General features: G+C 68.9%; 14 protein-coding genes. 13 read left to right on the top strand and 1 reads right to left on the bottom strand.

Annotated elements, in window-relative coordinates; translation table 11 throughout:
- Positions 1 to 38 precede the first annotated feature (38 nt).
- From ffh to dprA, 13 genes are all read left to right on the top strand, one after another.
- Positions 39 to 1,586, top strand: a complete 1,548-nt coding sequence (gene ffh / locus FXF51_RS15440; protein WP_148435126.1) for a signal recognition particle protein — start codon at positions 39 to 41, stop codon at positions 1,584 to 1,586.
- Positions 1,587 to 1,950: 364 nt separating this feature from the next.
- Positions 1,951 to 2,391, top strand: a complete 441-nt coding sequence (gene rpsP / locus FXF51_RS15445; protein WP_148435127.1) for a 30S ribosomal protein S16 — start codon at positions 1,951 to 1,953, stop codon at positions 2,389 to 2,391.
- Position 2,392: 1 nt separating this feature from the next.
- The gene (locus tag FXF51_RS15450; RefSeq protein ID WP_043634919.1) at positions 2,393 to 2,638 is read left to right on the top strand and encodes an RNA-binding protein; all 246 of its coding nucleotides are present in this window, start codon (positions 2,393 to 2,395) and stop codon (positions 2,636 to 2,638) included.
- A gap of 69 nt (positions 2,639 to 2,707) precedes the next feature.
- Positions 2,708 to 3,208, top strand: coding sequence for a ribosome maturation factor RimM (gene rimM, locus FXF51_RS15455; RefSeq protein WP_148435128.1), 501 nt, complete (start codon positions 2,708 to 2,710; stop codon positions 3,206 to 3,208).
- Positions 3,208 to 3,987, top strand: a complete 780-nt coding sequence (gene trmD, locus FXF51_RS15460) for a tRNA (guanosine(37)-N1)-methyltransferase TrmD (RefSeq protein WP_148435129.1) — start codon at positions 3,208 to 3,210, stop codon at positions 3,985 to 3,987. Before rimM ends, trmD begins: the two co-directional genes overlap by 1 nt.
- A 137-nt stretch (positions 3,988 to 4,124) precedes the next feature.
- Positions 4,125 to 4,487, top strand: coding sequence for a 50S ribosomal protein L19 (gene rplS / locus FXF51_RS15465; protein ID WP_080042338.1), 363 nt, complete (start codon positions 4,125 to 4,127; stop codon positions 4,485 to 4,487).
- Positions 4,488 to 4,626: 139 nt separating this feature from the next.
- A complete protein-coding gene (lepB, locus tag FXF51_RS15470; protein WP_148435130.1) occupies positions 4,627 to 5,484 on the top strand; it encodes a signal peptidase I in 858 nt (285 codons plus the stop codon).
- Entirely contained in the window at positions 5,484 to 6,077 is a 594-nt protein-coding gene (lepB, locus tag FXF51_RS15475; RefSeq protein ID WP_148435131.1) for a signal peptidase I, read from the top strand. The genes lepB (FXF51_RS15470) and lepB (FXF51_RS15475) overlap by 1 nt, the downstream gene beginning before the upstream one ends.
- Before the next feature lie 52 nt (positions 6,078 to 6,129).
- Positions 6,130 to 6,798, top strand: a complete 669-nt coding sequence (locus FXF51_RS15480; RefSeq protein WP_148435132.1) for a ribonuclease HII — start codon at positions 6,130 to 6,132, stop codon at positions 6,796 to 6,798.
- Between the two features lie 39 nt (positions 6,799 to 6,837).
- Complete coding sequence (locus FXF51_RS15485) at positions 6,838 to 7,161, top strand: DUF2469 domain-containing protein (protein ID WP_026215037.1); 324 nt, start codon at positions 6,838 to 6,840, stop codon at positions 7,159 to 7,161.
- A gap of 1,133 nt (positions 7,162 to 8,294) precedes the next feature.
- Positions 8,295 to 8,654: a YraN family protein gene (locus FXF51_RS15490; protein WP_148435133.1), complete on the top strand. Its 360-nt coding sequence runs from the start codon at positions 8,295 to 8,297 to the stop codon at positions 8,652 to 8,654.
- The gene (locus FXF51_RS15495; protein WP_148435134.1) at positions 8,655 to 10,187 is read left to right on the top strand and encodes a YifB family Mg chelatase-like AAA ATPase; all 1,533 of its coding nucleotides are present in this window, start codon (positions 8,655 to 8,657) and stop codon (positions 10,185 to 10,187) included.
- Positions 10,188 to 10,672: 485 nt separating this feature from the next.
- Entirely contained in the window at positions 10,673 to 11,905 is a 1,233-nt protein-coding gene (gene dprA, locus FXF51_RS15500; protein WP_148435135.1) for a DNA-processing protein DprA, read from the top strand.
- A 1,008-nt stretch (positions 11,906 to 12,913) separates the two neighbouring features.
- Here dprA and FXF51_RS15510 read toward each other — a convergent pair.
- Positions 12,914 to 13,522, bottom strand: coding sequence for a helix-turn-helix domain-containing protein (locus FXF51_RS15510; RefSeq protein WP_148435136.1), 609 nt, complete (start codon positions 13,520 to 13,522; stop codon positions 12,914 to 12,916).
- Positions 13,523 to 13,555 lie beyond the last annotated feature (33 nt).

A 13,555-nucleotide genomic window follows, 5' to 3' on the forward strand; every position in this document is an offset into this window, starting at 1 on the left:
TCTTAGACGTACATTCGCTTCGAGGACTGGCCAACCACGTGTTCGAGACGCTATCCGACCGGCTGACATCGGTCTTCTCCTCCCTCCGATCCAAGGGGCGGCTGTCCGATGCCGACATCGACGCCACCACCCGCGAGATCCGCATCGCCCTGCTTGAGGCCGATGTCGCGCTGCCGGTGGTCAAGGCGTTCGTCGCCCAGGTCAAGGAGCGCGCCCGCGGTTCCGAGGTCTCCCAGGCGCTGAATCCGGCGCAGCAGGTCGTCAAGATCGTCAATGACGAGCTGATCGGGATCCTCGGCGGTGAGACCCGCAGGCTGCGCTTCGCCAAGACACCGCCGACCGTCATCATGCTGGCGGGTCTGCAGGGCGCGGGCAAGACGACGCTGGCGGGCAAGCTGGCCAGGTGGCTGCGTGAGCAGGGGCACGCCCCCATGCTCGTCGCCGCCGACCTGCAGCGGCCCAACGCCGTCCAGCAGCTCCAGGTCGTGGGCGAGCGCGCCCAGGTCGCCGTCTTCGCGCCCGAGCCGGGCAGCGGTGTGGGCGACCCGGTCGAGGTCGCCCGCAGGTCGCTCGACGAGGCCAGGCGCCTCAACCACGACATCGTCATCATCGACACGGCCGGCCGCCTGGGCATCGACCAGGAGATGATGAAGCAGGCCGCCGACATCCGCGACGCGGTCACGCCCGACGAGACCCTGTTCGTGGTCGACGCCATGATCGGCCAGGACGCCGTCACGACGGCGCAGGCGTTCATGGAGGGCGTCGGCTTCGACGGCGTGGTGCTGACCAAGCTCGACGGCGACGCCCGCGGCGGTGCGGCGCTCTCGGTGCGGCACATCACCGGCCGGCCGATCATGTTCGCGTCCACGGGTGAGAAGCTGGAGGACTTCGACGCCTTCCACCCCGACCGGATGGCCTCGCGCATCCTCGACATGGGTGACATCCTCACCCTGATCGAGCAGGCGCAGAAGACGTTCGACGAGGAGCAGGCCGCCAAGATGGCCGGCAAGCTCACGTCGGGCGAGAACTTCACGCTCGAGGACTTCCTCGAGCAGATGATGATGGTCCAGAAGATGGGGCCCATCAAGAACCTGCTCGGCATGATGCCCGGCATGGGGCAGATGCGCGACCAGATCAACTCCATCGACGACCGCGACCTCGACCGCATCGCGGCCATCATCCGCTCGATGACCCCGGGCGAGCGGCAGGATCCGAAGATCATCAACGGCTCGCGCCGCGCCCGCATCGCCGCCGGCTCCGGCGTGTCCGTGAGCGCCGTGAGCAACCTGGTCACCCGCTTCTACGACGCCCAGAAGATGATGAAGCGGATGGCCGGCGGGATGGGCATTCCCGGCATGCCCGGCGGGAAGGGCAAGAACGCCAAGGCGCAGAAGAAGGCCAAGAAGGGGCGGCGCGTCAGCGGCGACCCGCGCAAGGCCGCGCTGGGCAAGCAGCCGTCCGAGTCGGCGCCCGACGAGCCCAAGCAGGGTGGCGTGCTGGGCAACCTCGGCGGGAAGCTGCCGCCCGGCATGGAGCTGCCGCCCGGCTTCGACCCGTCCAAGCTGCGGTTGCCCGGTCAGAAGTAGGCCGTCGGCGGGGGCGGTCGCATCCGCCCCTTGCCCGGTCGGGAGGCCGGCTGAGGGGTGGACGCATCCGCCCCTTGCCCGGTCAGGAGGTCGGCCGAGGGATGGACGCATCCGCCCCTTGCCCGGTCGGGAGGTCGGCCGAGGGGTGGACACATCCGCCCCTTACCGGACCTTTGCGGTGTGCTGTGGTGACAGGTCGTAGGCAGTGCCGTCGATCTGGCACAATGGCATGTTGGAACATCGTGGCCATGCGGGTGCCCTCTCACCTCCCGCCGGGCACGCCTGTCCCTGGAGCGTCGTCCCGTCGTGCCCCACTCGGCGAGATGCCGTTCACCCACGCTCGAATGCAGGAGAGACCACACCCGTGGCAGTCAAGATCAAGCTCAAGCGGCTCGGCATGATCCGCAACGCTCAGTACCGTATCGTCGTCGCCGACAGCCGCACCAAGCGTGACGGCCGGGCGATCGAGGAGATCGGCCTGTACCACCCGAAGCAGAACCCGTCGCGCATCGAGATCGACGCCGAGCGTGCTGCTTACTGGCTGGGTGTCGGCGCGCAGCCGACCGAGCCGGTGCTCAAGCTGCTCAAGCTCACCGGCGACTGGCAGAAGTTCAAGGGCGAGCCCGCTCCGACGCCGCTGAAGGTCGCCGAGCCCGCGCCCGACCGCCACGCCCTCTACGAGGCCGCGGCCAAGGAGACGGTGTCCGGTGGCGACACCGGCACGGCGGCCACCACGCCCCGCAAGAGCAAGAAGAAGGACGAGGCCGAGGCCCCCGCCGAGACCCCGACCGAGGGCGAGGGCTGACGTGCTCGAGGAGGCTCTCGAGCACCTCGTTAAGGGCATCGTCGAACATCCAGACGATGTCCGGGTCCGCGCACGCCGCATTCGCAGCGGGCGCGTCCTGGAGGTCCGGGTGCACCCCGAGGACCTGGGCAAGGTCATCGGACGCGGCGGGCGCACCGCCAAGGCGCTGCGCACGGTCGTGAACGCCCTGGCCGACGGGAAGTACGTGCGGGTCGATCTGCTCGATCTGCACGAAGCGGTCCGTTAGCGTCAGGTTTTTGCGCCCTCATCGGCTTCGTTCCGATGGGGGCGCTCCGCGTAGAAAGAGGTTTTTCACGTGCAGCTCGTCGTCGGCCGGATAGGCCGCCCGCACGGGGTACGCGGTGACGTGACCGTGGAGGTGCGCACCGACGATCCCGAGCTGCGCTTCGCCGCAGGCACGCCGATCGCGACCGACCCCGCCGATCGCGGGCCGCTCGTCGTCGCCGGTCGCCGGTGGCACAAGGGCGTGCTGCTGCTCACGTTCGAGGGGGTCGTCGGCCGCGACGCCGCCGAGGAACTGCGCGGCACCATGCTGGTCATCGACTCCTCCGAAGTCACGCCGTCCGACGACCCCGACGAGTTCCACGACCACCAGCTCATCGGGCTGGCCGTGCAGACCGTCTCCGGCGAGCCGGTCGGCGAGGTGGAAGACGTCCTGCACCACGGCCAGGACCTGCTCGTGGTGCGCAGGAAGGGCCAGGAGGACGCGCTCATCCCGTTCGTGCGGGAGCTGGTGCCCGAGGTCGACCTGGAGGCGGGCCGGCTCGTCGTCGACCCTCCTGAAGGGCTGCTGTGATGCGGCTCGACATCATCTCGATCTTCCCCGAGTACTTCGCGCCGCTGGACGTCTCGCTCATCGGCAAGGCCCGCGAGCGCGGCACCCTCGACGTACGGCTGCACCAGCTCCGCGACTGGGCCCACGACGTGCACAAGACCGTCGACGACACCCCGTACGGCGGGGGGCCCGGCATGGTCATGAAGCCCGAGGTGTGGGGCGAGGCCATCGACACCGTCGCCGCCGGCGGCGCGCCCCGGCTGATCGTCCCGACCCCCAGCGGGCGGCCGTTCACCCAGGAGCTCGCGCAGGAGCTGGCAGGCGAGCCGTGGCTGCTGTTCGCGTGCGGGCGGTACGAGGGCATCGACTCCAGGGTGATGGCCGACTACTCCGCCCGCCTGCGCGTGGACGAGGTCAGCATCGGCGACTACGTGCTGGCCGGCGGCGAGGTCGCGGTGCTGGTGATGGTGGAGGCCATCGGCAGGCTGCTGCCAGGCGTGCTGGGCAACGCCCAGTCGGCCGTGGACGACTCGTTCGCGCCCGGGTCGATGCGGAACCTCGTCGAGGGGCCCGTCTACACCAAGCCGCCCGTGTGGCGCGGGCACGAGGTGCCCGCCGTGCTGCTGTCCGGGCATCACGGAAAAGTCGCCCGGTGGCGGCGGGACGAGGCGATCCGGCGTACCGTGCGGAACCGGCCAGAACTGGCGGCGGCGCTCGACCCTGAGACGCTCGACAAGCACGACAAGAAGCTGCTCGAAGAGCTCTCGTTTCGCCTCCAGCCGGAAGATATGGCAAACTGAATCGCTGCCAACCGTCTATCGGTTGGTCCGTCATGCCCGGGAAACGGTCCCGGGTTCATCAAATCAGCAGGCGTGTCCGCCGCGAGCTCCGGCCGGGTGGACCTCCGCGTGCTCGCGAGGACTTGAGGACTGCTCTCATGCACACGAAGATCCAGGAGCTCGAGAAGGCGACCCTGCGCGGCGACGTGCCGGCGTTCCGCCCCGGTGACACGCTCGAGGTTCACGTCCGCGTCGTCGAAGGCAACCGCTCCCGCATCCAGGTCTTCAAGGGCTTCGTGCTGCGCCGCCAGGGCAGCGGTGCCCGCGAGACCTTCACGGTCCGCAAGGTCAGCTACGGTGTCGGCGTCGAGCGCACCTTCCCGGTGCACAGCCCGGTCATCGAGAAGATCGTGCTCGTGACCCGCGGCGACGTGCGTCGCGCCAAGCTCTACTACATGCGTGACCTGCGCGGCAAGGCCGCCCGCATCCGCGAGAAGCGCGAGACGACGGCCGCCAAGTAACCAGTGGTCTTCCGATGGCCCGCGCCTGGCGCGGGCCATTCGGCTTTACAGGGCCGTTTCCTTTATGTGGAGCGACTCGTGCACGGTGTAACGTCGGTCGAGGCTTGTCGAGCCTACGCATCATCTAGGCTCGTCAGCGATGACTAACGAAAGCCAGGAGCACGGCGCGGCGCGCCGCCCTGTCGAGGACGAGGTGGACGTGGTCGCCGAAGAGACTCAGAAGCCGGCCAAGGGCGAAAAACAAGAGAAGAAGGGGTCGTTCTGGAAAGAGCTGCCCGTTCTGATCGTCGTCGCCCTGGTGCTGGCGCTGATCATCAAGACGTTTGTGGTCCAGGCCTTCTACATTCCGTCGGAATCGATGGAGAACACCCTGCTGACGAACGACAGGGTCCTGGTCAACAAGCTCGTCTACCACACTCGTGACATCGAGCGCGGCGACGTGGTGGTCTTCTCCGGGGTCGACTCCTGGGACGGCGAGTTCGAGCTGGCGGAGCCGTCCAACGTGGTCGAGGGCTTCTTCCGGTGGGTCGGCACGGCGTTCGGCATCATCCCCGGTGAGAAGGACTACATCAAGCGGGTCATCGGCGTCGGCGGTGACCACGTCAAGTGCTGCGACTCCAAGGGGCGCATCACGGTCAACGGCACGCCCATCGACGAGGACAGCTACCTCTACCCGGGTGACGTGCCGTCCGACGAGTTCTTCGACGTCACGGTGCCGCAGGGGCGGCTGTGGGTCATGGGCGACCACCGCTCGGTCTCGCTCGACTCCCGCTCCCACACCGGCGACCCCGGCGGCGGTTCCATCCCGGAAGGCCAGGTCATCGGGCGGGCCTTCGTGATCGTGTGGCCGTTCAACAGGTTCGACACGATCGACATCCCCGACACGTTCGCCCAGCCCGCGCTGCACGCGATGGGCGGGTCAGTGCCGCTGGTCGCCGGGTTCGGCATGGCCGTACCCTTGGTGCTGGTCCGTCGGCGCCTGCGGAGGAGGCGCTGATGGCCGACACCAAGAAGGCGGAGGGCGTGGGGAAAGAGAAGAAGAAGGGCGGCTTCCGAGAGACCGTCCTGCTGCTCGTCATGGGCGTCGGCATCGCGCTGCTGCTCCAGGCGTTCGTGGTCGGATCCTTCTACATCCCGTCCGTGTCGATGGAGAACACCCTCCTGGTCAACGACCGGGTCTTCGTCAACAAGCTGGCGGGCAAGCCCGAGCGCGGCGACATCGTGGTCTTCAAGGGCTGGAACGGCGAGGACACGATCAAACGGGTCATCGGCATCGGCGGCGACAAGGTGGTGTGCTGCGACAAGCAGCGGCGCATCACCGTCAACGGCACGCCGCTGGAGGAGAAGTCCTACCTCTACCCCAACGACTTCCCCTCAGGCGACGACTTCAACGTCACCGTGCCCGCCGGGAAACTCTGGCTGATGGGCGACCACCGCAGCGCCTCGGCCGACTCCCGGGCCCACATGGAGGAGCCGGGCGGCGGCTTCATCGCCGAGGACGACGTGATCGGCAAGGCCGTGGTGCGCTACTGGCCGCTGTCGCGGGGCTACCTCTTCTCGCGTCCCGACATTTTCGACAAGGTCAAGTAGAGCCGACTTCCAGTCGCGGTATGCGGCGAATGGGGCGTACGCTGCCTGTGTCATGACAGTTGCGTTCCGCCCTCGACCGAGCGTCGTCCGGCGCGATTCCGGACTCTACGCCTACGAACGGGCGCTGGCCCGCCGCGGCCTCACCCCCATAGCGGGCGTCGACGAGGCCGGCCGCGGCGCCTGCGCCGGGCCCCTCGTGGTCGCGGCCGTCGTCCTGCGCAAGCAGATCGACGGCCTGAACGACTCGAAACTGCTGAACCCCCTGGTGCGCGAACGCCTCCACGACCAGATCATGCGCCTGTCACACGTGGGCATAGTGATCATCCCGCCGGGGGAGATCGACGCCAAAGGTCTGCACAAGTGCAACGTCTCGGGAATGCGGCGGGCCGTCGCGCGATTGCCCTGTGACCCGGAGTACATCCTGACGGACGGCTTCCCGGTCCCGGGGCTCCCGGCGCCGTCGCTGGCCGTGTGGAAGGGGGATCAGGTGGCCGCGTGCGTGGCGGCCGCGTCGATCGTGGCCAAGGTGACCAGGGACCGGCTGATGGTCGCGCTCGACGAACGCCACCCGCAGTACGGCTTCGCCGAACACAAGGGGTATGTCACACCAGGACACCGGCTGGCGCTGGAAACGCACGGGCCGTGTCCTGATCACCGCTACTCCTTCGTCACGGTGGCGAGGGAGATGGGTGAAAATGAAATGGGGGCCGGGGTTGCCTGAGCAGGCGAACCGGGGGACCGGTACGACAGGAGGACCGCGATGAGCGCAGAGGATCTCGAAAAGTACGAAACCGAGATGGAGCTGCAGCTTTACCGCGAATACCGTGATGTCGTCGGTTTGTTCACGTACGTGGTGGAGACTGAGCGGCGGTTCTATCTGACCAACTCGGTCGATCTCGACGTGCGTACCGCGGAGAACGGCGATGTCTTCTTCGATGTGAAGATGCAGGATGCTTGGGTTTGGGACATGTATCGGCCGGCGCGGTTCGTCAAGAACGTGCGGGTGGTCACGTTCAAGGATGTGAACGTGGAGGAGCTGGCGAAGGCTGATCTGGAGATGCCGAAGGAAGGGTTCTCCGGGTAGGGCGGGGCGGGCTGGGGGCGGTGGTGCCGTTGTGGGGGCGGGCGGTGAGCTGGGCGGATCGGTGGTGGGGGTGCCGTTCGGTGTGGCTGGCCGTTCGTGTCGGCGGCGTCGCTTAGCAGTGGCCGCCTCTGCCTGTGCTGTCAACTCGGCCTGGACTGTCGATTTGGCCTGCACTGTCGGTTCGGCCCCTGCTGTCGGGTTGGCCCGTGCTGTCGGTTTGGCCCGTGCTGTGGTCTTGGCCCGTGCTGTGGTCTTGGCGCTCGCCTGCCACGACGGCTCCCGGTCGTAGCCTCATCCCCGCGGCGGTTCTTAGGCGCGGCTGCGGTGCTGCCTTGGACTCACATCGGCCCGCCTCTGCGCAGCCTCCTGCCATGCCACCGCATCGCGCGCCTGCCACGACGCCGAGCCTGCCACGACGCCGAGCCTGCCACGACGCCGAGCCTGCCACGACGCCGAGCCTGCCACGACGCCGAGCCTGCCACCGCGCCGTGCGTGCCACCGCGCCGTGCCTGCCGCCACAGTGCGCCCCTGACATCACAGCCTGCGCCCCGCGCTACGGCTCGCACCCGCACGCGTGCCTGCACCCGCAGCCGTCGTCGCGCCCGGCCCGTGCCCCGCGCCCCTGCATTCGCGCCGCCCGCTCGCCCCGCCCGCCCGCTCGCCCCGCCCGCCCGTTCGCGCCGCCCGCTCGCCCCGTGCGCTCGCCCCGTGCGCCTGTCCCTTGCGTCTGCCGTGCCGTGGGCGTCCACCCCGCGCACCCGCCCCGAAGCGCCGGCCTGCCACGCCCTGCCTTACGCGTTCTCCCCGCCTGTCCTCGCCCGCCTACCCCGCCTACCTCGTGCGCCTGCCGGGCCGTCGGCGCCTACACCGCGCGTCCTGCCTACGTGCCGCCTGTCCTGCCAGCCGCTCGCACCAACCCCTCACCCCCTTGCCACCCCAAACCGCACCAGTTCTCCATCCCTCACCTCTCCCTACCACTCCCATCCCACGCCCCTGCCAGCCAGTTATCCACAGCCCTCAACCACCCCACAGCCCCTAATCCCCAGAACCCCATTCGGCCCCTCCACCACCACCCCACCTCCGCCAAGGTCGTGCTCGGACCCCAACCCAACCGACCCCGACGGAGGCACCACATGACCAAGGAAAGCAAGCAAGAACTAGGCAGACGCGGCGAACAAACAGCCGTCGCCTACCTAGAAACCCAAGGCATGCGAATACTCGCCCGCAACTGGCGCTGCCGCCACGGCGAGCTCGACATCATCGCCGAAGAAGGCCCCACCCTCGTCGTAGTCGAGGTCAAAACCCGCTCAAGCAGATCCCACGGCACAGCCCTGGAGTCAGTCAGACCCGCCAAGCTGGCCAGACTGCGCATGCTCGCCGCCAAATGGCTCGCCACCCAGCCCACCACGTTCGAAACCGTCCGCGTGGACGTGATAGCCCTGGAGCGCTTCGCCGGCGATTTCGCCCTCCGTCACGTACGGGGGGCGATCTGAATGGCGGTGGCCCGCACACGCAGCGTGGCCCTGGTGGGAGTGGCGGGCCGCACGGTCGAGGTCGAGGCCGACGTGGGCAACGGCCTGGCAGGCATCCACCTCATCGGCCTCCCTGACACGGCGCTCAGCGAGGCTCGCGACCGCGTCAGGTCGGCGATGGTGAACAGCAACTATCCCTGGCCCGACGCCCGCATCATCGTCAGCCTCTTCCCGGCCAGTCTGCCCAAGCGGGGTTCTCAGTTCGACCTGGCGATAGCCGTGGCCATCTTGGGCGCGGCGGGCGTGGTCCCGGCCGAGCGCATCGCGGAGCCGTTCTTCCTGGGGGAGCTCGGCCTCGACGGCCGCATCAGGGCCGTACGCGGCGTGCTCCCCTCAGTCCTGGGCGCGGCCAGGCACGGTGACGTCACGGTCGTCGTCCCCTCGGCGAACTCCGCCGAGGCCGTCCTCGTACCGGACGTGAGGGTGGTCCCCGTCGCGGATCTGCGCCAGCTCGTGGAGTGGCTGCGCAAGGGCGACGCCCCGCCCGAGCCCGAAGTGGAGGGGTACGCCGACCCGCCCAAGACCACCTGCGCCCCCGGCATCGACCTGGCGGACGTCGTCGGCCAGCCGGTCGCCCGCCGGGCACTCGAAGTCTGCGCGGCCGGCGGCCACAATCTGTGGATGCTCGGCCCGCCTGGCACGGGCAAGACGATGCTGGCCGAACGCCTCCCCACCCTCCTGCCGAGCCTGGAGCTCGACCACGCCCTGGAGGTCACCGCCATCCACTCGGTCGCGGGCGTCCTGCCGCCCAACGCGCCGATGCTGAGCCGTCCTCCGTTCGTCAGCCCGCACCACACGGCGACGTCCGCCGCGATCATCGGCGGCGGCAGCACCGTGGTGCGCCCAGGAGCCGTCTCCCTGGCCCACAGAGGCGTTCTTTTCATGGACGAGGCTCCCGAGTTCCCCAGACACGTCCTGGACGCGCTGAGACAGCCTCTGGAGTCCGGCAGGGCGACGGTGTCGAGGTCCGCGGGCTCGGTCACGTTCCCGGCCAGGTTCATGCTCGTCCTGGCGGCCAACCCATGCCCCTGCTCCCAAGCGGAGGACCAGGGTGAGACCTGCAAATGCTCTCCCACAATCAGACGCCGCTACCTCGGCCGCCTCTCCGGCCCCCTCCTCGACCGCATCGACATGAAGGTCACTGTCAACCGCTCCTCACGCCGCGAACTCCTGGCCGACCGCCAGTTCGTCGAGACCAGCGCGACGGTGGCCGAACGCGTCCTGGTAGCTCGCGAACGAGCCGCCAAGCGCCTGGCGGGCACGCAGTGGCGCTCCAACGCCGAGATCCCGTCCTCCGTCCTGCACGCCGACTTCCGCCCTCCGGACGAGGCCATGCAGCCCATGACGGCGTGCCTGGACACGGGCAGCCTCACCGCACGTGGCCTCGACCGTGTCGTACGCGTGGCGTGGACCCTCGCCGACCTGGCCGACAAGGACACCCCGGGACAGGACGAGACCAACGCCGCCCTTGGTTTCTGGCTCGGCGTGAGATAGCCACTCGGACCCTCTCCCCACCGCTCTCCTGGCGAACCTCGATCACCGCGCACCTCAAGGAGGTCACCTTGACCACCACGCCCTCGACGACCACAGAGCCCGCCACGCCTTCCACGACCACAGAGCCCAGCAGGTCTTCCACTCCCGCGACGACCCGCGCCGACGACCCGCCGAACCGCCCCACGCCCAGCGCCTCCACGCCCCCAGCCGGGCCCGTGAGCAGAGCGGGTCCCGAAGCCGAAGATGAGCCCACGAGCAGCGTCCAGGCCGATCTCCGCGCCCTGGAAACAAGGAGCGCAGAGCCTGAAAGCGAAGTGAGAACCACCCGACTCGAAGGCACACCAGCGACGGCAGGACCTCATGACGGAGCCAGGACAGCGGGTTCTCCGGACCGAATCAAGGCCGGCGGACAACTGACCGAGACCAGGACCCGAGCCGCCAAGACATCCGACACGGACAGGGAAATCAGGGCCAGAGCCGCTCTCATGCGAGCCGCCGACGTCGGAGACGTCACCATGGGCAGCCTCGTAGCCCAGTACGGCGCCCCTCAAGCAGTGGAGGCCATCCGCACCCGCACCCTCCCTCCAGGCTTCATAGCCCAACAAGCCCAGCAAGAGCGCCCACCCAACCTGACATCCTGCCTGAACGCCTGGTACACCCGCCTCGCAGCCGCCAACCCCGCAGCCGACCTCGAAGCCGGCCAACGAGCCGGAGCCCGGCTGATCATCCCGGGCAGCACGGAATGGCCCACCCAACTCGACGACCTTCGTCGCAGCCGCCCTCTCGGCCTGTGGGTGCACGGCAACGCCGACCTCCGCTTCTCCTGCCTCAAATCGGTGGCGGTGGTCGGGGCCAGAGCAGCCACCTCGTACGGCTGCCACATCGCGGCCGAGTTCGGCGTCGGTCTCAGCGAGTCGGGCTGGACCGTCGTGTCGGGTGGCGCGTTCGGTGTGGACGGGGCTGCCCACAAAGGCGCGCTGGCCGCCGAAGCGCCCACGGTCGTGGTCCTGGCCTGCGGTGTCGACGTCAGTTACCCGAGTGCCCATGAGTCCTTGTTCGCCAAGGTGAGAGAGAAGGGCGTTCTCGTCAGTGAGTGCCCGCCCGGCGTGCACCCGACCAGAGCCCGCTTCCTCATCCGCAACCGGCTGATCGCCGCCCTCTCCCGAGGAACGGTGGTCGTGGAAGCCGCGATTCGCAGCGGCGCCCTCAACACGGCCACCCACGCCCTCTCCCTCAACAGGCACCTGGGAGCAATTCCGGGCCCCATCACCTCCGCGATGTCAGCCGGATGCCACCGACTCCTCCGGGAGCGCAAGGCCGTCTGCATCACCTCCCCCGAAGACATGATCGACCTCGTAGGCGCGCTGGGCGATGACCTCGCCCCGCAGGTCCGCGGCCCGGCCGTCCCCAGGGACAGGCTCAACGAGCCGACCAAGAGAGTTCTGGACGCGGTCCCCACCAGAGGTGGTGCCGGGCCGGCTTCGATCGCGGTGGCGGCCGGCATGAGCCTGGACACGACGCTGAGCGCACTCGGTGGTCTGGCGGCCGCCGGCTACATCGAACGCACCCCGAGCGGCTGGCGCCTCCGCAAGCAACCCGCGGCGTACCGCAAGGCCCCGGACTCCACGGCCCTGGCACCCCCGCCCATCCCGGAACCCGACCCAACGGAAATCCCGCCGCCTCCTGACGATTTCCGAGCTTCGGAGGTCGGTCCGTAGCAGACCGGCCGGCCGGAGGTTGTGTTCGCGTGAATGAGGAGTACGCGGCTGGCGCCTGATGCCGGCTCAGTCGTGTCACCTGCCGATGGCGCGGAGGGTTGGGTGAGGAGGAGGCGATGGTGGTGTCTGAAGTGCGGTGATTGGGTCGGCTTGGAGCGCATGGTGACGGGAGCGGCTCGGGCATGGTTGAGAGAAAGTAGGGGTCACTGGTCCGCGTTCAGCTTCGTGGCATGCGACTGCGGGCTCAAACTGTTGTCCGCGGCCATCGTTCTGCTCTCCTCGGTTAACTTAGGCCCTCCAAGGATCAAGCGATGGCCGTCACCATGCTTACTGGGATGGCCCTGACCAGGCCGAACGGACATCGCCCCGACCGTACGCGGTCGGGGCGATGTCTTTGATGCTCATGACCGATGGTTGTGGCGTGCCGGGCTTTGGGGCGCCCTGTGCGGGTGGCCGCTGGCGTTGCGGTGGAGCGAATCTGCGCGGATGCGTGGGGGCAGCCGCTCGTGTCGCTGGTGGAGCGGTCTGCGGTGATTGCGTGCGAGTAGCTGCTTACGGTGCGGTGGGGCGGTCTGTGGTGAGGCGTGCGCGTAGCCGCCTGCGTTGCGGTGGGGCCGTCTGTGGTGGCGTCGCGGGTGGCTGCTTGCGTCGCGGTGGGGCGGTTCGTCGTGGTGTGTGCGGGCGGGCTGCAAGGTTGCGAGCTTGGGGCCTCCGCGCCTCAGAGCGTTGCGAGGTTTAGTCTGCCGCCACAGGGAGCCGTAGCGACGGGCAAGCGGGCGGCGGGCGTGGTGGAGGAGGCAGCCTTTCAGCCGGTTGCGGCCCCGGCCCCGGTTACGACCCCGGTTTCGGCCCCAGCCCCAGCCCCAGCCCCAGCCCGGTCTCGGTCCCGGCCCCCGGCTCCAGCCCCCGGCCCCAGCCCCAGCCCCCGGCCCCGGTACCGGCCCCCTGCCCCTGCCCCGGTCCCGGTCCCGGTCCCGCCCCCTGCCCCGGTCCCGATCCGGTCCCGGTCTAGGCCTCGGTCCCGGCTTCGGCTTCGGTTTCGGCCTTGGTCTTGGTTGCTGTTTCTGCGTTGGCGCCGGGGGGTGACGGTGGGGCCTCGATGGGGAACAGGATCGGGCTGAGCAGGTATTGCGTGCGGTCGGGGGCTGAGGCGTGGGAGAGGCGGGGGGCGATGGCGGCGCGTAGTTCGCTGATCAGCTCGTGCAGCTCATCGCGGCTGAGCCAGATGGCGTGCTGCCGGTAACCGACGAGGTCCGCTACCGGGTCGGCCTTCTCTTGGTCGAGGTAGGTGTTGAACTCGGCGAGCAGGATGGCCATGGCGGTGGCGAAGCCGCGTCGGTGGTCGTCGCGCGACAGTGATTCGAGCATGGCGGGGTCGATCACGGCCAGGTCCTGGCGCAGGCGGTAGCGGCGTTCCACGGCTCCTCGCACTCGCCGCTCCTCGGCCACCTCCAGGACGCCCTCGGTGGCCAGTAGGTCGATGTGCCGGTAGAGCGTGGCCTTGGAGACGTCGGGGATGCGTGCGCACAACTGCGAGGTCGTCAGCATGCGGCCGCCGCGCATCGCATGTACGACGCGGAGTCGTACGGGGTGGGCCAGCAGCTCCAAGGTGTCCATGTGGTTATGGTCTCACATGTGCTACCTTTCTCA

The organism is Nonomuraea sp. PA05 (genome assembly GCF_008086045.1).
Classification (GTDB): Bacteria; Actinomycetota; Actinomycetes; order Streptosporangiales; family Streptosporangiaceae; genus Nonomuraea; species Nonomuraea monospora.